A 22,650-nucleotide genomic window follows, 5' to 3' on the forward strand; every position below is an offset into this window, starting at 1 on the left:
GCCCTCCAGGCTCGCAGAGGCGTTCACCGGGGGGGAAGGTCATCTTCTGGGAGAACCCCCGCCCTGCGGGCCGTGAGGGCGGGGAAGGGTTCCCGGAGGACGGGCGCGGGGCCCTCCTCCGGGAACGGTGGACCGGGATCGGGGGCTCAGTCCCCGGCGGTTTCGTCCTCGGACGGATCGTCCGAGGCGCCGAGAGAGCCGCCGACGGCCGCCACGGTGTGTGTGAGACGCAGGCCCGATCCGTCGCGGCGGCCCAGTTCCTCGGGGAGCGGGACGGGCTTGCCGACGGTCGAGACGGCGCGCACGGGGGCTGGGCCCGCCCAGGCGAGCAGCAGGACGTCCTCACCCTTCAGGAAACGCTGGGCCCGCACGCCGCCGGTCGCCCTGCCCTTGGGGGGATACTCGGCGTAGTCGGAGATCTTCGCGCCACCGACCTGGGTCCCCGGCAGCGCGGTCGAGGAGCCCGCGATCGTCACGACCCTGGACTCACGGGCGGGGTCGACCACGCCGAACCAGATCACCCGGGCGTCCCCGTCGAGGCGGATGCCCGCCATACCGCCCGCGGGACGGCCCTGCGGGCGGACGCTCGTCGCGGGATAGCGCAGCAGCTGGGCGTCGGAGGTGATGAAGACCAGGTCGTGGTCCTCCGAGGTCAGCTCGGCCGCTCCCACCACGGTGTCGCCCTCCTTCAGCCCGATGACCTCGAAGTCGTCACGGTTGGCGGGATAGTCGGGAACGACCCGTTTGACCACGCCCTGAGCCGTGCCCAGGGCCAGGCCGGGACCTTCGGGGTCGAGCGAACCGATGCCGACGACGGTCTCACCCTGCTCAAGGGTGACGTACTCGGACACGGGATGGCCGCCGGACAGCGACGGCGGGCTGTTCGTCGGCGGCAGCGTCGGCAGGTCCACCACCTGGATCCGGATCATCCGGCCCTGGTTGGTGACCACGCCGACCTCGCCCCTGACCGTACTGCGCACCACGGACACCAGCACGTCGTGCGCCGCGCGTTCGCCGTCGGCGGGCAGCGGGGAGGCGTCGGCCGTACGGGCCAGCAGGCCGGTGGAGGAGAACAGCACCAGGCACGGGTCGTCGGCGACCTCCAGCGGCACCGAGACGTTCCTGGCGACGCCGGAGGACTCCAGCAGGACCGTACGGCGCGGCGTACCGAAGGTCTTGGCGACCTGCGCCAACTCGTCGGAGACGACCTTGCGGAGTTTGGTCTCAGAGGCGAGGATCTCGCTCAGCTCGGCGATCTCCGCCTCCAGGGTCGCCTTCTCCCGGTCGAGCTCCAGCTTGTCGAAGCGCGTCAGGCGGCGCAGCGGGGTGTCCAGGATGTAGACGGCCTGGGTCTCCGACAGCGCGAAGGACTCGATCAGCCGCTGGCGGGCCTGGCCGGAGTCGTCGGAGGAACGGATGACCTGGATGACCCGGTCGATGTCGAGCAGGGCGATGATCAGGCCCTCGACGAGGTGCAGGCGCTCCTCCCGCTTGCGCCTGCGGTACAGGGAGCGGCGCCTGGTGACGTCGATGCGGTGGTCGACGTAGACCTGGAGCAGCTCGCGCAGGCCTAGCGTGCGCGGCTCGCCGTCGACCAGCGCCACGTTGTTGATGCCGAAGGTCTCCTCCATCGGCGTCAGCCGGTACAGCTCCTCAAGCACGGCCTCGGGGATGAAGCCGTTCTTGATCTCGATGACCAGGCGCAGGCCCTTGTGCCGGTCGCTGAGGTCCTTCAGATCGGAGATGCCCTGGAGCTTCTTGGCGGTGACCAGCTCCTTGATCTTGGTGACCACCCGCTCGGGGCCGACGTTGAAGGGCAGCTCGGTGACGACGATGCCCTTGCGCCTGGGGCTGACCTGCTCGACGGCGCACTTGGCGCGCATCCTGAAGGTGCCGCGGCCCTTGGCGTAGGCGTCGCGGATGCCGTCCAGGCCGATGATCGTGCCGCCGGTCGGCAGGTCGGGGCCGGGGACGAAACGCATCAGGTCGTCGAGCGTCGCGTCCGGCTTCTTGATCAGGTGGCGGGCGGCGGCGACGACCTCGACCAGGTTGTGCGGCGCCATGTTGGTTGCCATGCCGACCGCGATGCCGGTGGCGCCGTTGACCAGCAGGTTCGGGAACGCCGACGGCATGACCGTCGGCTCGGTCTCCTGCCCGTCGTAGTTGGGCTTGAAGTCGACGGTGTCCTCGTCGATCGACTGCACCATCGACATGGCCGCGGCGGCTAGTCTCGCCTCGGTGTAACGCATCGCGGCGGGCAGGTCGTCGGGGGAGCCGAAGTTGCCGTGCCCGTCGACCAGGGGCAACCGCATCGAGAACGGCTGCGCCATGCGGACCAGCGCGTCGTAGATGGCGCTGTCGCCGTGTGGGTGCAGCTTGCCCATCACGTCACCGACGACCCGCGACGACTTCACGTGCCCTCGGTCAGGGCGCAGGCCCATCTCGCTCATGGAGTAGAGGATGCGGCGCTGGACCGGCTTGAGGCCGTCCCTGGCGTCCGGCAGCGCACGCTGGTAGATGACCGAGTAGGCGTACTCAAGGAAGCTGGTGCGCATCTCGGCGGAGACGTCGATGTCGACGATCCGCTCCTCGAAGTCACCGTCGGTCGGGGGTGTGGTCGTCCGTCGGGCCATCTGTTTTTCCTGCGCGGGCGCCTCGGTTTTCTGCCGAGGGAGAGCGCATCCTCCTTTTAGTCCTCGTGGTGTGACGGGTGGCCGGTTCAGGCCTGCGTGCCGGGGCGGGGCCGTCCTGCGCGCCCGTGACGGGCGGCACCTTGCGGAGTGCGGTGACACGCCCCTGCCGCCCGCGTGGGGGGCGAGATCATGAAGGCGCCTCCTCGGTGGTGGCGGGACCGGTCATCGGCGGGCATCGGGGCTTCGTCCCGATCGACGTGACCGTACATCGTGTGGAGTCTCGCCACCATACTCACCGTGGCCGACACTCCCGGCGGTCGCCGTCTCGCGGGCCCTCGGTCGTGGGGGAGCGGGGACCCGCTCCGGGCCAGGGGCCGGGGGTGACCCCCTCGTCCTCGTCCCCGGGAGCGCCGTGTACGACGTCGTAGACACGGAAGCCCCGTGCCCGGTAGTTGGCCAGGGCGTGCCGGCCGTCGAGGGAACAGGTGTGCAGCCACACCCGCCGGGTCGGCTCGCGGTCCTCGTGACGGTCGGCGAGGTCCCAGGCGCGGGCCGTGCCGACCTCAAGAAGACGACCGCCCAGCCCCCTGCCCGTCGCCCAGGACATGAGGCCGAAACAGGTGATCTCGACTGACGCGTCCCGGCCGGGCGTGAGTTCGACGTAGCCCGCGGGTGTGCCTCTGTGGTAGGCGACCCAGGTCTCCGCACCGCCCCCGAGCAGGTCCTCCCACTCCCGCCAGGTCCAGCGCAGCCTGTCCGTCCACTGCCAGTCGCCTCCGACGGCCGTGTAGAGGAACCTGCTGAACTCAGGGGAGACGACCTCGGCGCGCACGATGCCGGCCTCGATCGCGGGCCGTCCGGCGGGGAGCAGGTCCGAGCGCGAGGTCTGTTCGAGGTACCACGTTGTGACGTCCATAGCTGAGATGCATCAAACCACGACGTGGAACCGGGTCGGCCCGTTGAACGGAGACGGAGGCCACTCCGTGGGGAAAGGAGAAGGACGCTCCCAATGCTCGCTTCGCCGGTAAGGGCGGGCGGAGTGAAACGGTCACCCCGACCTGGTACCAATAGGCCGGTGAGCGAAGAGCAGATGCTGCGCGAAGAGGCAGAGGAGCGGCTGCGGGCCCTTGCCGGTGAGCACGCCCGGCTGCGTGAGGACCAGTGGGAGGCCATCAAGGCGCTGGTCGTGGACCGGCGCCGGGTGCTCGTGGTGCAGCGGACGGGCTGGGGCAAGTCAGCGGTCTACTTCATCGCGACCGCGCTCCTGCGTGAGCTCGGCGAGGGCCCCACGGTCATCGTCTCCCCCCTGCTGGCCCTGATGCGCAACCAGATCGCCGCCGCGGAGCGGGCCGGGATCAACGCGGTCACCGTCAACTCCGCCAACCCCGAGGAGTGGGAGCAGATCTACGGGCAGGTCGCCGAGGGCCTGGTCGACGTGCTCCTGGTCAGTCCGGAACGGCTCAACAACCCCGAGTTCCGTGACCGGGTCCTGCCCGAGCTGGCCGAGAGCGCGGGCCTGGTCGTCGTGGACGAGGCGCACTGCATCTCCGACTGGGGCCACGACTTCAGGCCCGACTACCGCAGGCTGCGTACGCTGTTCCAGGAGCTGCCCGAGGGCGTGCCGGTCCTGGCGACGACGGCGACGGCCAACGCCAGGGTGACCCACGACGTCGCCGAGCAGCTCAGCGCCGACGACGCGCACTCCGGCGGCGAGACCCTCGTCCTGCGCGGCGCCCTCGAACGTGAGAGCCTCCACCTGAGCGTCGTACGGCTGCGCGGTCCGGAGCAGCGCCTGGCCTGGCTCGCCCAGACGCTGCACGAGCTACCCGGCTCCGGCATCGTCTACACCCTCACCGTCGCCGCCGCCCAGGAGGTCGCGGCCTACCTGCGCGAGCAGGGGCACGAGGTGCTGTCCTACTCGGGGCAGACCGAGCAGGCGGAACGGCTCGCCGCCGAGCAGGCCCTGCTCGACAACAAGGTCAAGGCGCTGGTCGCGACCTCGGCCCTCGGTATGGGCTACGACAAGCCCGACCTCGGCTTCGTCGTCCACGTCGGCGCGCCGCAGTCCCCGGTCGCCTACTACCAGCAGGTCGGCAGGGCCGGTCGCGGGGTCGAGCGCGCCGAGGTGATCCTGCTTCCCGGCGCCGAGGACCGGGAGATCTGGGCCTACTTCGCCTCGCTGGCCTTTCCTCCCGAGCCCGTGGTCCGGGCCGTGCTCGACGCCCTGTCGGAGGGCGGGACGCTGTCGACCGCGGCCCTGGAGAACCGGGTCGATCTCAGCCGCAGCAGGCTGGAGACGATGCTCAAGGTCCTCGACGTGGACGGCGCGGTGCGCAGGGTCAAGGGAGGCTGGGAGGCGACCGGCGAGGAGTGGGCCTACGACGCGGGCCGCTACGCCCGCGTGGCGGCCGAACGCGAGGCCGAGCAGCGGGCCATGCTCGACTACCTGGAGACCACCGAGTGCCGTGAGTGGTTCCTGAGGCGGCGGCTCGACGACGAGACCGCCACGCCGTGCGGACGCTGCGACAACTGCACCGGCGCGCACCGTTCGCCCGAGGTCGACGCGCGGGCGGTCGAGCGGGCGGCGGAGAGCCTGAACCGCCCCGGAGTCGAGATCGAGGCGCGCAAGCAGTGGCCGAGCGGGCTGAGCGACCTCAAGGGGCGCATCAAACCCGAGCTGGGAGCCGAACCGGGCAGGGCGCTGGGCAGGCTGACCGACATCGGCTGGGGCAACAGGCTGCGCGGGCTGCTGGCCGACGGCGCCCCCGACGGCCCGATCCCCGACGACGTCTTCGCCGCCGTGGTCACGGTGCTGTCCCACTGGGAGTGGCGGCACCGCCCGGCCGCGGTCGTCGCGATCCCCTCGGCGAGCCGCCCCCAGCTCGTCGGGAGCCTGGCCGAGCGGCTGGCCCAGGTGGGGCGTCTGCCCTACCTGGGAGAGCTGGGATACCGCCGGGGGACCCCCGGCCGCCAGTTCAACAGCGCCCAGCGGGTCCAGGCGGTCCGTGCCACGCTGGCCATGCCCTCCGCGCTGACCGAGGCCGTCGCGCGTACGGGCGGGCCGGTGCTGCTGGTCGACGACCGTCTCGACACCGGCTGGACCCTGACCCTGGCCGCGGCCATGCTCCGCCACGCCGGGGCCCCCGCGGTGCTTCCGCTCACCCTCGCGGTCACGGCGTAGACGAACAGGGGTACGGCCCGTGCCGGGCCGTACCCCGAGAAGAAGGCGTCAGAGGCGGGGCCGGGCGCCCAGGTGGGAGATGGCCTTGGCGGCCAGGCGGCAGCCGGCGGCGAGGGACTCGGCGGGCGGCTTGTTCTCCAGCCAGGCGGGCAGGAACCCGGCGGTGAAGGCGTCACCGGCGCCGGTCCCGTCGACCATGCGCTCGACGGCCTCGGCGGGCACCTGGACAGGCTCCGCGCGGCCGTTGGTGTACCACAGCGCGCCCTCGTCGCTGAGCTTGACGACGACCTGCGGGAACCAGGCGGTCAGCACCTTGGCTGCGGCGGCGGGGTCGTCACGGCCCGTCAGGACCTTGGCCTGGTCGGCGTTGGCGAAGAGCAGCTTGACGTTCTGCGTCCATTCGAGGAACGGCTCGGCGCCGGTCCGCTCCAGCGGGGCGGAGGAGGAGCAGTCGACCGAGACCGACATCCCGGAGCGGCGGGCCATCTCCAGGGCGGCGAGACCGGCCTCGCGGGAACCCTCGTTGATCAGGGTGTAACCGGACAGGTGCAGATGAGCGCCCTGGGTGAACAGGTCACGGGGCAGGTCCTCGGGCGAGAGGGCGGCGTTGGCACCCGGGTCGGACAGCATGGTGCGCTCGCCCTTGTGGGTGACGAGCACGACGCAGGTGCCGGTAGGCCGTTCGGGGTCCATGACAAGGCGGGCGTCGACCCCGTAGCCCATCAGCTCCATGTCGCGGTTACGGCCGGTGATGTCGGCACCCCTACGCCCGATGAAGGCCACCTCGGCACCCTCGACCGCGAGCCAGGAGGCTATGTTGGCCCCGGAGCCGCCGCCGTGCATGGTGACGATCGCCGGTGTGTCGCTGGCTCGTGCCAATGGGTAGCGAGCTCGTGCGACCGCATCGGTCATCAGATCGCCCACCACGACCACCCGCGTCATGATGTCACCGCCTTGCTGCCTTCGATGCTGACGTGCCTCTAGCCGCGAAAAACTTAACAGCTTCCGGCCAGGGTATGGGGTCCGGACCGGATAGCGCGCCATAGTCGATGCACAAGCGTTGCGTGAACAGGACGCGAACCGCCCTGCTGATCTGGCATACGCGTCTGACGTTTACTCTCAGGACTGTGGAGGCTGCTCAGTATCCCGCTCACTGGGAGGCGGACGTCGTCCTTTCCGACGGCGGCACCGCCCACGTACGACCGATCAGGCCCGCCGACGCGGAACGGCTTCGCTCGTTCTACTCCCGGCTCTCCGAGGAGTCGATCTACTTCCGGTTCTTCGGCCCCAGACCCCGTCTTTCCGAGCGTGAGGTCACCCGGTTCACCAACGTCGACTACGTCGACCGTGTCGCGCTCATCGCGACGATCGGCGCCGACATGGTGGCGGTGATCCGCTACGACCGGATCGATCCCGGGGAGGCGGAGGTCGCCTTCCTCGTCGAGGACGCGCACCAGGGACGCGGAGTGGCCTCGGTGCTGCTCGAACACCTGGCGGAGACGGCCAGGGAACGGGGCATCACCCGCTTCGTCGCCGACGTGCTGCCCGCCAACCGCAAGATGACCGCCGTGCTCCAGCAGGCCGGATACACCGCGCAGAGCCGTTTCGCCGACGGCGTCGTACGGATGATCCTCGACCTGACCCCGACCGAGACCTCCCAGGAGGTGACCGCCTCACGTGAGCACCGGGCCGAGTCCCGCTCCATCGAACGACTGCTCTCGCCGGGGTCGATCGCGGTCGTCGGCGCGGGCAGGGAACCGGGCGGCGTCGGCCAGACCGTGCTGCGCAACCTGCTGGCCGCCGACTTCACCGGCCCCGTCTACCCGGTGCACCGCCAGGCGCGGGCGGTGGCCGGGGTGCGCGCCTACCCGAGCGTGACGGCCATCGACGGGGAGGTGGACCTCGCGGTGCTGGCCGTACCGGCGGACGGGGTGATCGAGGTGGTCAAGGAGTGCGCGGAGAAGGGGGTGCGCGGGCTGGTCGTGGTCTCCTCGGGGTTCGGCGAGACCGGCCAGGAGGGGCGGGATCGGCAGGACGAACTGGTCCGCATCGCCCGCGCGTACGGCCTGCGCGTCGTCGGCCCCAACTGTCTGGGCATCGCCAACACCGACCCCGCGATCAGGCTGAACGCCACGCTGGCCGCGACCGTCCCCGGCCACGGCAGGGTCGGCTTCTTCAGCCAGTCCGGCGCCCTGGGCACCGCGCTGTTGCAGCGGGTCGCCCAGCGGGGCATGGGGATCTCCTCGTTCGTCTCGGCGGGCAACCGGGCCGACGTCTCCGGCAACGACCTGCTGCAGTACTGGGAGGAGGACCCCAGGACCGATGTGATCCTGCTCTACCTGGAGTCCCTGGGAAACCCCCGCAAATTCGCCCGCCTGGCGCGGCGCATCTCCAGGCGCAAGCCGATCGTGGTCGTCAAGAGCGGCGGCACCACCCAGAACGTGCCCAGGGGGCACGCGGCGCCGGTGCTCGGCCTGCCGGACACCGCGCTCAGCTCGCTGTTCGAGCAGGCCGGGGTGATCCGGGTCGACGACCTGATCCAGCAGTTCGACGTCGCGCAGCTGCTGGCCTACCAGCCGCTGCCCAAGGGGTCGAGGGTCGGCCTGGTCGGCAACTCCGACGCGCTCGCGCTGCTCGCCGCGGACGCCTGCGTGCAGGCCGGGCTCGACCCGGCGCCGCCGGTCAACCTCGGGGCCAGGGCCGGGGCGGCCGAGTTCGGCGCCGCGCTGACCTCGGTGCTCCAGGACGTGGACGCGGTCGTCGTCATCTACATGCCGCCGATCCCCGGCCCGGCGGACGAGGTCGCGGCCGAACTGCTCAGGGCCTCCCGCGACTGCGGCAAGCCGGTGCTGGCCACCTTCGAGGGCAGGATCGGCGTGCCGCCGGGGCTGCGGACCGGCGCGGTGCCCGAACGGGGCTCGATCCCGTCCTACGCCGCTCCCGAGGAGGCGGTCCGCGCCCTGGCCCACGCCGTACGGCACGCCCGCTGGCGCAAACGGTCCCCGGGCGTGCCCGAGGAGATCGAGGGCGTCGACACGGCCGCCGCGCGACGGCTGGTGCTGTCCAGGCTGGAGCGGGCCGGGAACGGCGAGGGGCCGGAGGAGGACGTCGAGATCGACCCCTCCGAACTGCTGGCCTGCTACGGCCTGACCGTGTGGCCCGCGGAGGTGGTCGACTCCCCCGAGGAGGCCGTCGAGGCGGCCGAACGGCTCGGCTGGCCGGTGGTGCTGAAGGCGGCAGACCCGGAGGCGGCCAAACGCGCCGGGACCGTACGGCTCGGCCTGACCGGTCCGGACGGGGTGCGCGAGGCCTTCGCGGGGCTGAAGGAGCAGCTCGGCCGGGGCGCGGTGCTCGCGGTGCAACGGATGGTCCCGCAGCCCGCGGTGCCGACCGTGGTCAGCGTCATCGAGGACTCCGCCTTCGGCGCCGTCGTCTCCTTCGGGCTCGGCGAGGTCACCGCGCGCCTGCTGCGCGACGAGGCCTACCGCCTGGCGCCGCTGACCTCGCAGGACGCCGCGGCGCTGGTCAGGTCGCCACACGCGGCCCCGCTGCTGTTCGGCGAGTACGGCTACCCGCCGGTCGCGGTCGAGGCGCTTGAGGAGCTGCTGGTCCGGGTCGGGCGGCTGGCCGACGACCTTCCCGAGGTGTCGAGGCTCGACCTCGATCCGGTGCTGGTCGGGGAGTCGGAGGTGATCGTTCTCGGGGCGCGCGCCGTACTGAGCAGTCAGCACGGACCGCGAGTGGACGCGGGGCCGCGCCGGCTCGGCTGGGCAGGGCGTGGGTGGTGATGAAAACCCCACCACCGCCTTACCAATGCAATTAACGCCAAAAAACCGAATTAACCGCTTAGCTACTTCAGGGAAACCGCATTTCGCGGGGAGCGTCTTTCCGCCGATGGCCGAACCTCACGGGCTCCAGGTGAAAGCGCCGCCCGGGACAGGGCAGGATGGACCCATGAGGGAAACCCGACTCTCGGCCGCCGGTCTGCGCGAGGCAATCGATCGCAGCGGCTATTATCCCGACCTGGTCGCCGACGCGGTCGACTCCGCCCTGGGCAAGGAGCAGGTGAGCGCCTACGTGGTGCACCACGAGGCCACCTTCGACCCCGCCATGGAGGTGCGCAGACACGTCACCGTCCTGGTGCTCACCCCCACCCGCCTGCTGGTCTGCCACACCGACGAGCACTCGCCGGTCGAGGGGGTCTCGGTCTCGCACGCCTCGACGACCACCGAGGCCGTGCGCCTGAGCAGGATCCAGTCGGTCGCCGTGACCAGGGTCGTCCCCGACCCGGCCTCCTACGTGCCGGGTGTGCCGCCGAACGAGGTCACCCTCACCATCGGTTGGGGGGCCATCTCCCACGTGGACCTTGAGCCCGCGACCTGCGGCGACGAGAACTGCGAGGCCGACCACGGATACACCGGCGCCATCACGGCCGACGACCTGTCCCTGAGGGTGAGCGAGGCGGCCGACGGCCCCGAGGCCGTCTCACACGTGCTGGCCTTCGCCAAGGCGCTCTCCGAGGCCACCGCCCACGCCGCCTCATGACCGCCCCGCTGCTCCCCGCGTACGGCACGGCCTCCCTGGCCGACCTGTCCCGCTCACTGCTGGCCGTGCTCGGGGTGGAGGGCCACGGCAACCCGCTGGGGCTCGAAGCCGCCCGGCACGTCCTGGTGTTCCTCGTCGACGGCCTGGGCGCCGAACTGCTCGACGCCCACCCGGAGGCGGCCCCGTTCCTGTCCGCGCGACGGGCCAGGGTGCTCACCGCGGGCTTTCCCGCGACCACCGCGACCAGCCTCGGCACGCTGGGCACCGGCCTGCCGCCGGGCGAGCACGGCATGCTCGGCTACCAGCTCGCCATGCCCGGCACGGGCCATCTGCTCAACTGCCTGCGCTGGACCTCGGCGGGCCCGACGGTCCCGCCCGACGAGTGGCAGCCGACCCCGACCGTCTTCGAACGCGCCGCGGAGGCCGGCGTCTCCGTGAGTTACGTCGCCCCGTCCGCGTTCGGGCCGACCGCGTTCAACCGGGCCGTCTACCGGGGCACGGACTTCTTCGGCGCCGACGCACTCGACGACCGGGTCGAGGGCGCGCGCGTGGCCCTGACCCGCCCCCGCTCCCACGTGACGGTCTACTACGGCGACCTCGACGCCGCGGGCCACCGGTTCGGCTGGGGCTCCCCGCAGTGGCTCGACCGGCTCGCCGTCGTCGACCAACTCGCCGAACGGCTCGCGGGCACCCTCCCGCAGGGGGCTGCGATGTACGTCACCGCCGACCACGGCATGGTCAACGTCACCGAGTTGATCGACGTGGACGGCCCGGAGGAACGCGGCGCCGCGCTGCGCGAGGGCGTGGCCCTGCTCGGCGGCGACACCCGGGTCAGGCACATCTACACCGCCCCAGGCGCCACACAGGCCGTGCTCGGCACCTGGCGTGAGCTCCTGGCGGGCAGGGCGTGGGTCGTCTCCCGGCAGGAAGCCGTCGAGTCGGGCTGGTTCGGGCCCCAGGTGCGGCCGGACTGGCTGCTCAGGATCGGCGACGTCCTGGCTGTGCCGTACACCGACTGCGCGATCACCGCCTCGGTCAGGGAGCCGTTCGAGTCGTCGTTCGTCGGCGCCCACGGCTCCCTGACCACCGCGGAGCAGCATGTTCCCTTGCTGGAGGTAAGCACCCGATGAGCCCGCTGATCACCCCGTCCGAGCTGTCCGCCCTGACCGGGGCGACGATCCTGGACGTCCGCTGGAAGCTGGGCGGCCCGCCGGGGGTCGACTCCTACCGCGAGGGGCACATCCCCGGCGCCGTCTTCTGCGACCTGAACGCCGACCTCGCCGCCCCCGCGGGGGAGGGGGGCCGTCACCCGCTGCCCTCCGCCGAGCACTTCCAGGAGGCCATGCGCCGCCTGGGCGTCTCCGGCTCCCGTACGGTCGTGGTCTACGACGAGGCCGACTCGACCGCCGCCGCCCGGGCCTGGTGGACGCTGCGCCACTTCGGCCATCCGGACGTCCGGGTCCTGGACGGCGGCCTGCGCGCGTGGACCGCCGAGGGGCTGCCTCTCGCCGAGGGCGACCAGGAGACGGCCCAGGGCGACTTCACCGCCCGCCCCGGCGGGATGCCCGTGCTCGACGCGGACCAGGCCGCCGAACTCGCCAAGGACGGGGTTCTGCTGGACGCCCGCGCCGCGGAGCGCTACCGGGGAGAGGTCGAACCGATCGATCCCGTCGCGGGGCACATTCCCGGCGCGGTCAGCGCCCCCACCGGAGAGAACGTCGACCCCTCCGGGCGTTTCCACCTGCCCGACTTCCTGCGCGAGCGGTTCAACACGCTCGGCGCGGTCCCCGGCGTTCGGGTCGGCGCCTACTGCGGGTCAGGCGTGACGGCCGCCCACGAGGTGCTGGCGCTCGACGTCGCGGGCATCCCGGCCGCCCTCTACGTCGGCTCCTGGTCCAACTGGGTCGCCGACCCCGCGCGGCCCGTCGCCACCGGCTGATCGCCGTACCCCAGGCAGACGAAACCGGCCACCCCCGTCTTCGCGTTCGCCGTGGCGAGCGCCTGGGCGGGGCAGTGGCCCGCGGCCAGCAGTTCGTGGAAGACCGTCATCAGGTCGAGGGTCTCCTCGTCGCGTACCGGCACCAGGCTGGCCACCACGCACTGCGTCCCCAGCGACAGGAAGGCACCCGCCAGCCCCAGCGGAGCTCCGTCCGCGGGGGCATGGGCCATCCCGGCGTCACACGCCGAAAGCACGACCAGCCTGGGCGGAACGCGCAGCCGAAGCAGGTCGTAGGCCATCAGTCTGCCATCCTCAAGATCGATGCCGGACAACAGCGGGCTGCGGGAGCAGAACGTGCCGTGCGCGGCCAGGTGCGCGACCCCGGTCCCGGGCAGTGCCGTGACCACCTCGGGACGCAGCGCCGGGATCCGCTCGGCACCGGGATGACGGGCGGCGACCATCTCCGCCTCCGCCTCGGCGTGCAGCAGCCCCGGTCCGGCGGCCACCACGACCCTCCCCGCCCCCGTGGCCCGCACCCGCCCGCCGGCCAGCCAGGAAGCGGCCGAGGAGGCCACCGAGACCCGGCGCCCGGAGTTCGACGGCAGGACCGGCCACGGCAGGGTGTGCAGCGCCCCGGTCGGTACGACCACCAGCGCCCTGCCACCCAGGACTCCCGACAGGGGATCGAGCAGCAGACGTTCGAGCAGGGCCGCCTCCCCGGCGACGTCTGCCGCCCGCCCATCGCGCAGATGCGCCCTGCGCAGGCCGTACCTGAGCCGCACAACGGCCTCCGCGACGGCGGAGAAGGAGCCGAGACGGCGTAGCGAGACCCGTTCTGGCGAGACCGCGACGGCGACCAGTTCGTCGCCGTTCCTGGCGAACTCGACCAGGACCGCGTCGCCGAGCGCCGCCCGGAGCTCCGCGACGCCGGGGACCCGTGACCGTCCAGAACCACCCGCGACGGCCCGCCACCGCTCGGCCCAGGCCAGGAGCGTACGGCCCCGCCCGGTGCGCAGGGCCAGCGTGAGCCCGAATCCGGCCAGCGGTTCACCGGCCTTGGCCGCGTGGGCGCGGACCCGAGGGTCCTCCGCGGTGGCCGTACGGGCGGCGACCTCGGACAGACCGGCCCTGACCTCGGCGAACGCCCCACGCCTGTCTCCGGCGAGCTCCCGTTTCAGCGCCGAGGCGTGCCGGGAGACCACTCCGGGACCACGGGTGAGCCGGTCGAGCTGGCCGTCGGCGGCCGCGCGGTCGCCGACCAGCAGCGCGACCTCTGCGGCGGTGAGCCTCAGCTCCCCGGCGACCTCCGCGTGCCCGGTCTCGTCGAGGTCATCGGCACAGGCGAGCAACTCGGTGAGCAACTCCCGGGTCGGTGAGCCGAGAGCCAGCCGGGCCCTCAGGGCGATCTCCGTCGTGAGCGGCACCAGGGCGGCGCGTTCCTGCGCGGTCAGGGCGGCGCCCGCGCGCTCGGCGGTCTGCAGGGCGCGGTGCGGCTCACCCGTGCGCAACTCGGCCCTGGCCAGCAGCAGAAGGGCCTCGGCCAGGGCGCCCTGCGCGCCCGCCGCGATGAGTTCGGGCACCGCCAGGTCGAGCAGCACCCGCGCCTCGCCCGGCAGATGGGCGGCGACCAGTGCCTCGGCCAGGTCGCAACGCGTCGTGGCCAGCCGCTCCGGATAGCCGAACAGGCTGTCCTCGGCACGCCGGTAGGCGGCGAAGGCGGCGGGCAGATCGCCGCGCCGGGCGGCGAGGAAGGGCAGGTTCCCCTCGGCGAGGGCGACCACATGGTCGAGACCGGCCCGGCCGGCCAGCTCGGCGCAGCGGGCCAGGTCGGACTCCGCCGCCTCGAACTCTCCCAGGAAGGCCCTCGCCAGCCCCCGGTTCAGCAGGGCCCCGGCGAGGAACCTGGGGTCCTCCCCCAGCAGGCCGACGGCCCGGTCACACTGGTCGGCGGCCTCCGCGTAGCGGCCGAGCCTGGCCAGGGCCACCGCCCGATGGACCCCGAGCTTGGCCACCTCGACCGGCCTGAGGTACGGCTCGGCCGCGGCGGCGACGGTGAGGGCCTGCGTGGGACGGCCGAGCTCGGCGTTGACGTGGACCAAGGAGAGACGGGCCTGGGCCGCCCTGTGCCGCAGCCCCGCCGCCAGTGCGATGCCGACGGCCCTGCTCAGATGGCTCTCGGCCAGTGGGAGATCTCCCAGCTCCCTGGCGGCCAGCGCCAGAGCCCGATGGGCGATCGTGGCGGCCTCGTCGGGGACCGTCATCGAGCGCAGCACCTCACGTGCCAGCTCTCCGGCTCGCGCGGGGTCACTGCCGGACGTCTCCAGCGCCAGCTCCGCGGCGGCGACCGCCTCGTCCGGCACCACCTAGGGACGGATCCGGGTCCAGCTGGTGACGACCGGGCTGTGGCCGGGACGCCTGCACACCACGCTGAACCAGCCGGGCGGCAGCCCGGTGACGGCGAACTGGCCCGTCGCGGACAGCTCACGCGACGCGGTGAGGTGAGGGGTGCGCACCTCGACCGTCGTGCCGGTCTCGGGGAGGGGGGAGACCTGTCCCGCCAGGTCGACCAGGCCGTCGACGGGGACGATCTCCAGCTCGACGACGAGACCGGCGGCGCTGAAGCGCAGCAGCCGTGCCCCCTCGGCGGACCGCACGCCGGCCGGGGCGGGCGTGGACACCGGGATCGCGGTCGAGGCGCCGGGCACCCGAAGGCCGAAGGCCGCCCTGGACGCCGAGAGGACGTGTGCCGGGACGGGGTCCTTACCCGCGGCCAGGCGGAGCGCCGCGACCAGGGACTCGTCGTCGATCGCGGGGGGACGGCGGGTGGTCACGGTTGCGCCTCCTGGGCGGTGAGCATGGTGCGTAGCCGGTTCAGGCAGCGCCCTCTGGTGGGGCCGTAGCTGCCGCTGGGCATGCCCAGCCGTACGGCGAGCTGGTGGACCCCCGCGTCCGGCGCGGTGGCCATCAGCAGGAGCAGCGAACGGCAGGGCTCGTGCATCGTCTCGACGGTGCGCCACAGCCGGCGGCCCTCTTCGGCGGAGAGCACGGTCAACGCCGGATCGGGGTGGACGGCGTGGTCGGCCCGCGAGGGGCCGGGCTCGGCCCGCTCGGCGGCGGGGTCGGCGACGAGCCGCTCGCCCCGGGTGCGCCTGCTCAGGAGAGAGGCCTCACGTCTGGCCGTGGTGAGCAGCCAGGAACCGATCCGCTCGGGGTCGCGTATGGTGTGCAGGCTCTCGACGAGCCGCAGCCACGTGCCCTGCACCACGTCCGCGGCGTCCGCCGCGCTGAGGCCGTGGGCGCGGGCCACCGACCAGAGCCTGCCGGAGAAGCGGGTCACCAGCGCGTCCCACGCGGCCTGGTCGCCTGCCAGCGCGGCGTCGATCGTCTGCTGGTCACTCACCGGCGCCTCCGAGACCACGGCGAACACACTTCGTGTTCGCGTGAAGACTTTGGGTGAGACTTTACCTTGGCGTGGGCACGACGACCCCCAGATCCGGAATTCGCCGGTTGCGGGTGGGATCGAGAACGTGGGCCGCCGCCTCCTTCGGGGTACGCTCCCCGGTCGCTGCGGCGATCGCTCCGCTGACCACGGCCGCGGCGAAGGAGGTCCCGCTCCATCCGGCGTAGCCGCGGAACGCTCCATGGCGCAGGAAGGCGCTGCGCAGCCACTCGCCGCGTGTCCAGGCGTCCACCCACGGGCCGTGCGCGGAGAACGGCGCCCTGGCCTGCTCGGCCGCGTCGAGCGCGCCCACCGCGACCACTCCGGGCAGGGCGGCGGGCCAGAACGGGCGGGTCGAGGCCGTGTTGCCCGCGCAGGCGACGACGGCGGTCGAGGACAATCCGGCCAGCGCGGTCTCGACCAGAGGGGAGGGCCTGTCGTCGAAGGTGTGGCAGCCGAGGGAGAGGTTGAGCACCTGCGGCGGATCGTTCGCAAGCCTGCCCAGGACGCGCAGCAGCGCCGCCTCGTCTCCCAGGCCCCGGCCGTCCAGCACCCGTAGCGGGCGGATCCGTGCCCCGGGGGCCGCGCGCAGCACCAGGCCGGTGACGAAGGTGCCGTGCCCCGCCTGAGGGTCCAACAGGCCGTCGCGGTCGGTGTCGGGAACCTCGGTCTCCTGCCGTCCCTCCCCGAACCAGGTCCGTTCCCGCCACCAGGGATGCGGGGCGAGGCCGGTGTCGGCGACCGCGACGGTCACCCCGCTTCCGGGGCTTCCTCCCGGCGCGGGGACGGGGTCGACGGGGAAGGGCCGTGAGGCGGGGCCGCCGAAGAAGAGGGGCTGGCCGACCAGCACGTGGTTGGGTGACGCACTGTGACCTTGGTCACGTAGCGTGGCCACCAGTTCGCAGACGTCCACGCCGGGCGAGAGCCGTACGCGGAAGACTCCGTCGGTCTCGGCGACCGCGATCGTCCACCGCTCGGCGGCCTCCGCGCCGAGGGCGTCGGTGAGCAACTGGCCGGGCCTGATCAGGGAGATCACTCCCGCGACGGGCTCCACACGGGTGATGTCGGCGTCCATCCGGTACTCCAGGGTTGATCACCAGGTCGATGGGTGTTTTCCTTTCAGAGGATGCCGCAGACGCGTCTGCGCGTCGCAACATCTCGGTATGACCCCCCTCTGGTGCGGCGTCACAACCGACGGTAGTCTTCCTTCAGTCACTTGTGATCATCCTGGCGAGGCCGTTGGGGAAGGCGCACCTCGTACGAAACGGGAGGTCCGGTGTCTGCTCGTGGCGTGCTCTACGTCCACTCAGCTCAGCCTGCGCTGTGCCCTCATATCGAATGGGCGGTCGCAGGTGTCCTTGGCGTGCCCGTAGACCTGACCTGGACTCCACAGCCCGCCGCGCCCGGTCACGTGCGCGCCCAGGCCGAGTGGGAGGGGCGGCCGGGAACCGCGGCGGCCATCACCTCGTCCTTGATGGGCTGGCAACGGATCCGATTCGAGATCACGGAGGACGCCACACCAGGCGCCGACGGGTCACGTAATGCCTACACCCCCTCACTCGGCGCCTTCACGGCGGTGATCGGGGCCGCGGGCGACATCCTGATTCCCGAGGACCGGCTGCGCTCGGCCATGCTGATGGCCCGCCAGGGCAGGGTGGTCCTTGAGGAGGAGCTGGATCGCATGCTCGGCAAACAGTGGGACGCCGAGCTTGAGTCCTTCCGCTACGCGGGCGAGGGCGCCCCGGTCCGCTGGCTGCACGCCGCGGTGTGACCCGGCGGCCCGTCACGGACGGTGACCGCCCCGGCGTCCCCTCCTCCTACGGCTTCGCCCCCCGGAGAGCGCTTCCCCGAACGGGCGGTGGAGCACCCGCCCGCGCTCCCTCCCGGGGTGAGGCCCTGCGCGGGCGCGGCACCGTCCGGGGCCGCCGCGGGCCTTCCCGGAACCGGGAGAAAGCACGACGCCCCCGGCGGCGTGAGCCGCGCGGGGGCGTCGCAGAAGCGTGGTGTGACGGCGGGATCAGGTCACAGCGGGATGTTGCCGTGGGCGCCCCGGGCCGGGGTCGCCTGGGCGAGCACCTTGGCGATGGCTCCCCGGGTCTCCTCGGGCTTGATGACCTCGTCGATGACGCCGATCTTGATGGCCCTCTGGAGCCCGCCCGCGAGGAGTTCGTGCTCCTCGGCGAGCCTGGTCTCAAGCGCGGCGCGCTCGTCCTCAGGGGCGGCGGCCAGTTCGCGCCGCTTCAGGATGCGCACCGCGGCGACCGCGCCCATGACCGCGATCTGGGCGGTCGGCCAGCCGAAGACCTTGGTCGCGCCCAGGGAGCGGGAGTTCATCGCGATGTAGGCGCCGCCGTACGCCTTGCGGGTTATCAGGGTGACGCGCGGGACCGAGGCCTCGGCGAAGGCGTGCAGGAGCTTGGCGCCGCGGCGGACCACACCGTCGTGCTCCTGACCGACGCCGGGCAGGTAACCGGGGACGTCGACCAGGACGACCAGCGGCACCCCGAAGGCATCGCACATACGGACGAACCGTGCGGCCTTCTCCGCCGAGGTGGCGTCGAGACAGCCGCCGAGACGCATCGGGTTGTTGGCGACGACGCCGACGGTCCGGCCGCCGAGACGGCCGAGCGTGGTGACGACGTTCGGCGCCCACTTGGCGTGCAACTCGACTCCGGGCTCGTCCAGGAGCCCCTTGACCAGCGGCTTGATGTCGTAGGCGCGGCGGGGGTTGTCCGGCAGCAGGTCGGAGAAGTCGACCTCGTCGAGGTCGGTGCGGACCCTGCCCTGGTGGCCCAGCAGCACCGCCAGGCGGCGGGCCTGCAGGTAGGCGTCGGTCTCGGTCTTGGTGACGATGTGGACCACGCCGCTGCGCTTGCTGTGCGGCTCGGGGCCGCCGAGGGCGGCCATGTCGATCTGCTCGCCGGTGACGCTGCGCACCACGTCGGGGCCGGTGACGAAGATGCGGCCCTCGTCGGCCAGGATCACGATGTCGGTCAGCGCGGGGCCGTAGGCGGCGCCGCCCGCCGCGGGGCCGACGACCACGGAGAGCTGCGGGACGACTCCGGAGGCCCGGGTCATGGCGGCGAAGACACGGCCGACCGCGTGCAGCGACTCGGCGCCCTCGGCGAGCCGTGCGCCGCCGGAGTGCCACACGCCGATGATCGGGACCCGCTCGCGGACCGCGACGTCGTAGGCGTGCACGATGTGCTCGCACCCCTGGCTGCCCATCGCGCCGCCCTGCATCCGGGCGTCGCTGACGAAGACCACGACGGGGACGCCCTCAACGCGACCCATCGCCGCCAGCGCCCCGCTGCGGTCCACAGGAGAGATCAGCCTGATCGATCCCTCGTCGAGGAGGGCGGCCAGACGCACCTGGGGGTCGCGGGGATCGTCGGCCTCCTTGTCGGAGGCGTCGTTCACCACCCTGTTGTCGAGCACAGTCATCACGGGCTCCTGTCAGATGCTGGTGAAGGCCACGGCGACGTCGTGTCCGCCGAACCCGAAGGAGTTGTTGATCGCGGCGATCTGGCCGTCGGGCAGCGCGCGCGGCTTGTCACGCACGATGTCCACCTCGACGCCCTCGTCGAGCTCGTCGATGTTGATCGTGGCGGGGGCGATCCGCTCGTGCAGCGCCAGGATGGTGAAGACCGACTCGATGCCACCGGCGCCGCCGAGCAGGTGCCCGGTCATCGACTTGGTGCTGGTGACCAGCGGGTGGTTGCCGATGACCTCGCTGATCGCAACCGTCTCGACCACGTCACCCGCGGGGGTGGAGGTCGCGTGCGCGTTGATGTGCTTGATGTCGGCACCGGTCAGGCCGGAGTTCTCCAGGACGCGGCGCATGGCCAGCATGACGCCCGCGCCGAGGGGCTCGGGCTGGGCGATGTGGTGCGCGTCGGCTGAGTAACCGACGCCCGCCGCCACCGCGTAGATCTTGGCGCCACGCGCGAGGGCGTGCTCCTCGGACTCCAGCACCACGATGCCGGCGCCCTCACCGAGCACGAATCCGTCACGGCTCTTGTCCCAGGGCCGCGAGGCGAGGTGGGGCGCGTCGTTGCGGGTGGACATCGCGCGCATGGCGGCGAAGGAACCGATGTTCAGCGGGTGGATGGCCGCCTCGGTGCCGCCCGCGACCACCACGTCGGCACGTCCGGAGCGGATCATCTCGATGCCGTATCCGATCGACTCGGCACCGGTGGCGCAGGCGCTCACGGTCGCGTGCACGCCGGCGCGGGCGCCGATCTCGATGCCGATCCAGCCTGCGGCGCCGTTGGGCATCAGCATCGGCACGGTGAAGGGCGACAGTCGCTGCCAGCCCCTCTCCTTGAAGGTGTCGTAGGCGGCCAGGACCGTGGTGATGCCGCCGATGCCGCTGCCGACGACCACGCCGAGACGCTCGGGGTCGACCTTGTCGATCGCGGCGTGCGCCCAGGCCTCACGGGCCGCGACCAGCGCGAACTGCTCCGCGCGGTCCAGCCGCCGTGCCTCCGGCCGGGGCAGAACCTCGGTCGGGTCCACGGCGGCCGCGGCTGCGAACTTCACCGGGACTGAGTCGACCCAGTCCTCGGTGAGGTTGCGAACCCCCGACTGACCGGCGAGAAGCGCCGACCAGGACGAGGCGACGTTCCCACCGAGGGGCGTGGTCGCGCCGAGCCCGGTGACGACGACGCGTACCTGGTCTGTGTTCACTGTCTTGCGCTCCTTGTGATTCGCGGGCCGAAGCCGGTAGGTGTCCAGAGACCTTTCTCAGTTCTGGATGAAACCGATGACGTCCTTGACGGTCTTGAGGTTCTTGAGCTGCTCGTCGGGGATCTCGACGCCGAACTCGTCCTGGGCGGCGACGGCGATCTCGACCATGGACAGCGAGTCGATGTCGAGGTCGTCAACGAAGCTCTTCTCCGGGCTGACCTCGGAGGCCGGAATCCCGGTGATCTCGTTGATGATCTTGCCGATACCAGCGAGGATCTCCTGCTCGGTCAGGGCCATGTCGAGTGTTCTCCTTGGGATTGGGTGGTGATGTTGGGTCTTCTTGGGTTTTGCACGGCCGGAGCCGTACAAGCTCTAGGGGATCTCGACGACCTGGCCGGCATAGGTGAGGCCGGCGCCGAAACCGAGTAGCAGGGCGAGGCCGCCCGACTGGACCTCGCCGCGCTCGACCATCCGGGACAGGGCCAGCGGGACCGAGGCGGCGGAGGTGTTGCCCGCCAGGACGATGTCCCTGGCGATGACGGCGTTCTCCGCGCCGATCTTGCGGGCGATGGCTTCGATGATGCGCAGGTTGGCCTGGTGGGGCACGAAGGCCGCGAGGTCGGCGGGGTCGACTCCGGCGGCCTCGCAGACCTGCTTGGCCACCGGGTGCAGGGCCGTGGTGGCCCAGCGGAAGACCGTCTGGCCCTCCTGGGTCAGGTGGGAGGCGCGGTCCTTGATCATGATCGCCTCGGACTTGTCGCCCGCGCTGCCCCACACGACGGGACCGATGCCCGGGGTCTGCGAAGGGCCGACGACCGCGGCTCCCGCACCGTCGGCGAAGATCACCGCGGTGCTCCTGTCGGTCCAGTCGATCCACTGGGAGAGCTTCTCGGTGCCGATGACCAGGACGTTGGTCGCCGATCCCGAGCGGATGGCGTCGTCGGCGACGGCCAGGGCGTAGCAGAAGCCGGAGCAGGCGGTGTTCACGTCGAACGCGCCCGGAGACTCGATGCCGAGGCGGGTGGCGACCCTGGCGGCGGCGTTGGGGATCTGGGCTTCGAGCGTGCAGGTGGCGACGATCACCAGGTCGATGTCGGAGGCCGAGAGCCCGCTGGTGGCCAGGGCCTTGCCGCCCGCCTGCACGGCGAGGTCGATCTCGGACTCGGAGGCGGGGGCGATCCGGCGCTCCTTGATGCCGACCCGGCTCTGGATCCACTCGTCGTTGGTCTCCATGGTCGCCGCGAGATCGTCGTTGGTGACCACGTTGGACGGCTGGTAGTGGCCCAGCGCCAGGATCTTCGCGCCCGGAGCGCCCTGCCGTACTTTCACTTGAGGGCCTCTCGTGCCGCGTCCAGGTCGTCGGGGGTCTTCAGGGGGACGGCCTTCACGCCGCGCAGGGCGCGCTTGGCCAGGCCGGTCAGGGTGCCGCCGGGGGTCAGCTCGATCATCGTGGTGACGCCCATGTCGGCCATGGTCGTCATGCAGGCGTTCCAGCGGACCGGGTTGGCGATCTGGTTGACCAGGCGCTCGACGAACTCGGCGCCGCCGGCGACCGCGGCGCCGTCGGCGTTGGACAGCAGCGTGACGGCGGGGTCGTTCGGGGTGATGGCGGCGGCGGCCGTACGCAGACGGTCGACGGCGGGGGCCATGTGCTCGGTGTGGAAGGCGCCCGCGACCGACAGGGCGATCAGCCTGGCACGGGCGGGCGGGTCGGCCTTGAACTCCTCGATCTGGGCCAGGGTGCCGCCCGCGACGATCTGCCCGGCACCGTTGACGTTGGCGGGGGTGAGACCGTGCTTGTCGATGGAGGCGAGCACGTCCTCCTCCTCGCCGCCGAGGACGGCGATCATGCCGGTCTCGGTGACCGCAGCGGCCTCGGCCATGGCCAGGCCGCGCTCGCGCACGAGGGTCAGGGACTGCTCGGGGGTCAGTACCCCGGCCAGCGCGGCGGCGGTCAGCTCGCCCACGCTGTGCCCGGCGACGACGTCGGGGGAGGCCCCGAGGACCTCGGCGACGGCCAGCCCGGCGGCTACGAGCAGTGGCTGAGCCACCGCGGTGTCACGGATCTCGTCCGCTCCCGCGGTGGTCCCGTAGGAGATCAGGTCGAGACCGATCAGGTCGGACCACGCGGACAGGCGGTCCGCCAGACCCGGTAGCTCAAGCCACGGGGTCAGGAAGCCTGGAGTCTGGGCGCCTTGGCCCGGCGCGACGAGTACGAGCACGA

The 22,650-nt window shown here is 72.1% G+C and carries 18 protein-coding genes; 6 read left to right on the top strand and 12 right to left on the bottom strand.

The features are described from left to right. Positions 1-146: 146 nt before the first annotated feature. On the bottom strand, positions 147-2,633 hold the full coding sequence (locus tag ACIBVQ_RS32400) for a DNA topoisomerase IV subunit A (RefSeq protein ID WP_352015873.1): 2,487 nt from the start codon (positions 2,631-2,633) through the stop codon (positions 147-149). 292 nt (positions 2,634-2,925) lie between these two features. Next, a complete protein-coding gene (locus ACIBVQ_RS32405; protein ID WP_399182146.1) occupies positions 2,926-3,549 on the bottom strand; it encodes a GNAT family N-acetyltransferase in 624 nt (207 codons plus the stop codon). 174 nt (positions 3,550-3,723) lie between these two features. On the opposite strand from ACIBVQ_RS32405, the gene ACIBVQ_RS32410 reads away from it, so the two are divergent. Continuing rightward, a complete protein-coding gene (locus ACIBVQ_RS32410; RefSeq protein ID WP_352016427.1) occupies positions 3,724-5,814 on the top strand; it encodes a RecQ family ATP-dependent DNA helicase in 2,091 nt (696 codons plus the stop codon). Positions 5,815-5,862: 48 nt separating this feature from the next. Here ACIBVQ_RS32410 and ACIBVQ_RS32415 read toward each other — a convergent pair whose 3' ends face one another. Beyond that, positions 5,863-6,756: a carbohydrate kinase family protein gene (locus tag ACIBVQ_RS32415; protein ID WP_399182149.1), complete on the bottom strand. Its 894-nt coding sequence runs from the start codon at positions 6,754-6,756 to the stop codon at positions 5,863-5,865. 185 nt (positions 6,757-6,941) lie between these two features. Here ACIBVQ_RS32415 and ACIBVQ_RS32420 point away from each other — a divergent pair, with 185 nt between their 5' ends. The 4 genes from ACIBVQ_RS32420 to ACIBVQ_RS32435 all read left to right on the top strand — a co-directional run bounded on the left by ACIBVQ_RS32420 (position 6,942) and on the right by ACIBVQ_RS32435 (position 12,298). After that, the gene (locus tag ACIBVQ_RS32420; protein ID WP_352016368.1) at positions 6,942-9,602 is read left to right on the top strand and encodes a bifunctional GNAT family N-acetyltransferase/acetate--CoA ligase family protein; all 2,661 of its coding nucleotides are present in this window, start codon (positions 6,942-6,944) and stop codon (positions 9,600-9,602) included. A gap of 166 nt (positions 9,603-9,768) precedes the next feature. After that, positions 9,769-10,359, top strand: a complete 591-nt coding sequence (locus ACIBVQ_RS32425; RefSeq protein WP_352016369.1) for a DUF5998 family protein — start codon at positions 9,769-9,771, stop codon at positions 10,357-10,359. Next, entirely contained in the window at positions 10,356-11,489 is a 1,134-nt protein-coding gene (locus ACIBVQ_RS32430; protein WP_399182153.1) for an alkaline phosphatase family protein, read from the top strand. Before ACIBVQ_RS32425 ends, ACIBVQ_RS32430 begins: the two co-directional genes overlap by 4 nt. Next, positions 11,486-12,298, top strand: a complete 813-nt coding sequence (locus tag ACIBVQ_RS32435; RefSeq protein WP_362781815.1) for a sulfurtransferase — start codon at positions 11,486-11,488, stop codon at positions 12,296-12,298. Before ACIBVQ_RS32430 ends, ACIBVQ_RS32435 begins: the two co-directional genes overlap by 4 nt. Here ACIBVQ_RS32435 and ACIBVQ_RS32440 read toward each other — a convergent pair. The 4 genes from ACIBVQ_RS32440 to ACIBVQ_RS32455 form a co-directional block, all read right to left on the bottom strand. After that, entirely contained in the window at positions 12,238-14,661 is a 2,424-nt protein-coding gene (locus ACIBVQ_RS32440) for a CHAT domain-containing protein (protein WP_399182155.1), read from the bottom strand. The genes ACIBVQ_RS32435 and ACIBVQ_RS32440 overlap by 61 nt on opposite strands. Beyond that, positions 14,662-15,129 carry a hypothetical protein gene (locus ACIBVQ_RS32445; RefSeq protein WP_399182156.1) on the bottom strand — a complete coding sequence of 156 codons (468 nt, stop codon included), beginning with the start codon at positions 15,127-15,129 and terminating at the stop codon, positions 14,662-14,664. It abuts the gene before it with no gap. After that, positions 15,126-15,698, bottom strand: a complete 573-nt coding sequence (locus ACIBVQ_RS32450) for an RNA polymerase sigma factor (RefSeq protein ID WP_399182158.1) — start codon at positions 15,696-15,698, stop codon at positions 15,126-15,128. The genes ACIBVQ_RS32445 and ACIBVQ_RS32450 overlap by 4 nt, the downstream gene beginning before the upstream one ends. A 61-nt stretch (positions 15,699-15,759) precedes the next feature. Further along, positions 15,760-16,812: a S8/S53 family peptidase gene (locus ACIBVQ_RS32455; RefSeq protein WP_352016375.1), complete on the bottom strand. Its 1,053-nt coding sequence runs from the start codon at positions 16,810-16,812 to the stop codon at positions 15,760-15,762. A 201-nt stretch (positions 16,813-17,013) separates the two neighbouring features. Here ACIBVQ_RS32455 and ACIBVQ_RS32460 point away from each other — a divergent pair, with 201 nt between their 5' ends. Then, the gene (locus tag ACIBVQ_RS32460) at positions 17,014-17,508 is read left to right on the top strand and encodes a DUF3145 domain-containing protein (RefSeq protein ID WP_352016376.1); all 495 of its coding nucleotides are present in this window, start codon (positions 17,014-17,016) and stop codon (positions 17,506-17,508) included. A gap of 251 nt (positions 17,509-17,759) precedes the next feature. Here ACIBVQ_RS32460 and ACIBVQ_RS32465 read toward each other — a convergent pair whose 3' ends face one another. The 5 genes from ACIBVQ_RS32465 to ACIBVQ_RS32485 form a co-directional block, all read right to left on the bottom strand. Continuing rightward, positions 17,760-19,181, bottom strand: coding sequence for a carboxyl transferase domain-containing protein (locus tag ACIBVQ_RS32465; RefSeq protein ID WP_399182162.1), 1,422 nt, complete (start codon positions 19,179-19,181; stop codon positions 17,760-17,762). Positions 19,182-19,193: 12 nt separating this feature from the next. After that, on the bottom strand, positions 19,194-20,426 hold the full coding sequence (gene fabF, locus ACIBVQ_RS32470; RefSeq protein ID WP_352016378.1) for a beta-ketoacyl-ACP synthase II: 1,233 nt from the start codon (positions 20,424-20,426) through the stop codon (positions 19,194-19,196). A 57-nt stretch (positions 20,427-20,483) separates the two neighbouring features. Further along, complete coding sequence (locus ACIBVQ_RS32475) at positions 20,484-20,723, bottom strand: acyl carrier protein (RefSeq protein ID WP_352016379.1); 240 nt, start codon at positions 20,721-20,723, stop codon at positions 20,484-20,486. Between the two features lie 75 nt (positions 20,724-20,798). After that, positions 20,799-21,755, bottom strand: a complete 957-nt coding sequence (locus ACIBVQ_RS32480; protein WP_352016380.1) for a beta-ketoacyl-ACP synthase III — start codon at positions 21,753-21,755, stop codon at positions 20,799-20,801. Then, entirely contained in the window at positions 21,752-22,648 is an 897-nt protein-coding gene (locus ACIBVQ_RS32485; RefSeq protein ID WP_399182166.1) for an ACP S-malonyltransferase, read from the bottom strand. The genes ACIBVQ_RS32480 and ACIBVQ_RS32485 overlap by 4 nt, the downstream gene beginning before the upstream one ends. Between the last annotated feature and the right edge of the window lie 2 nt (positions 22,649-22,650).

The organism is Streptosporangium sp. NPDC049376, from assembly GCF_044466505.1.
In the GTDB taxonomy this organism is placed as follows: Bacteria; Actinomycetota; Actinomycetes; order Streptosporangiales; family Streptosporangiaceae; genus Streptosporangium.

Bases quoted from the DNA above. Each gene is read 5' to 3' on its own strand.
- ACIBVQ_RS32400 (WP_352015873.1), bottom strand. From the start codon at position 2,633: ATGGCCCGACGGACGACCACACCCCCGACCGACGGTGACTTCGAGGAG.
- ACIBVQ_RS32405 (WP_399182146.1), bottom strand. From the start codon at position 3,549: ATGGACGTCACAACGTGGTACCTCGAACAGACCTCGCGCTCGGACCTG.
- ACIBVQ_RS32410 (WP_352016427.1), top strand. From the start codon at position 3,724: ATGCTGCGCGAAGAGGCAGAGGAGCGGCTGCGGGCCCTTGCCGGTGAG.
- ACIBVQ_RS32415 (WP_399182149.1), bottom strand. From the start codon at position 6,756: ATGACGCGGGTGGTCGTGGTGGGCGATCTGATGACCGATGCGGTCGCA.
- ACIBVQ_RS32425 (WP_352016369.1), top strand. From the start codon at position 9,769: ATGAGGGAAACCCGACTCTCGGCCGCCGGTCTGCGCGAGGCAATCGAT.
- ACIBVQ_RS32430 (WP_399182153.1), top strand. From the start codon at position 10,356: ATGACCGCCCCGCTGCTCCCCGCGTACGGCACGGCCTCCCTGGCCGAC.
- ACIBVQ_RS32435 (WP_362781815.1), top strand. From the start codon at position 11,486: ATGAGCCCGCTGATCACCCCGTCCGAGCTGTCCGCCCTGACCGGGGCG.
- ACIBVQ_RS32455 (WP_352016375.1), bottom strand. From the start codon at position 16,812: ATGGACGCCGACATCACCCGTGTGGAGCCCGTCGCGGGAGTGATCTCC.
- ACIBVQ_RS32465 (WP_399182162.1), bottom strand. From the start codon at position 19,181: ATGACTGTGCTCGACAACAGGGTGGTGAACGACGCCTCCGACAAGGAG.
- ACIBVQ_RS32475 (WP_352016379.1), bottom strand. From the start codon at position 20,723: ATGGCCCTGACCGAGCAGGAGATCCTCGCTGGTATCGGCAAGATCATC.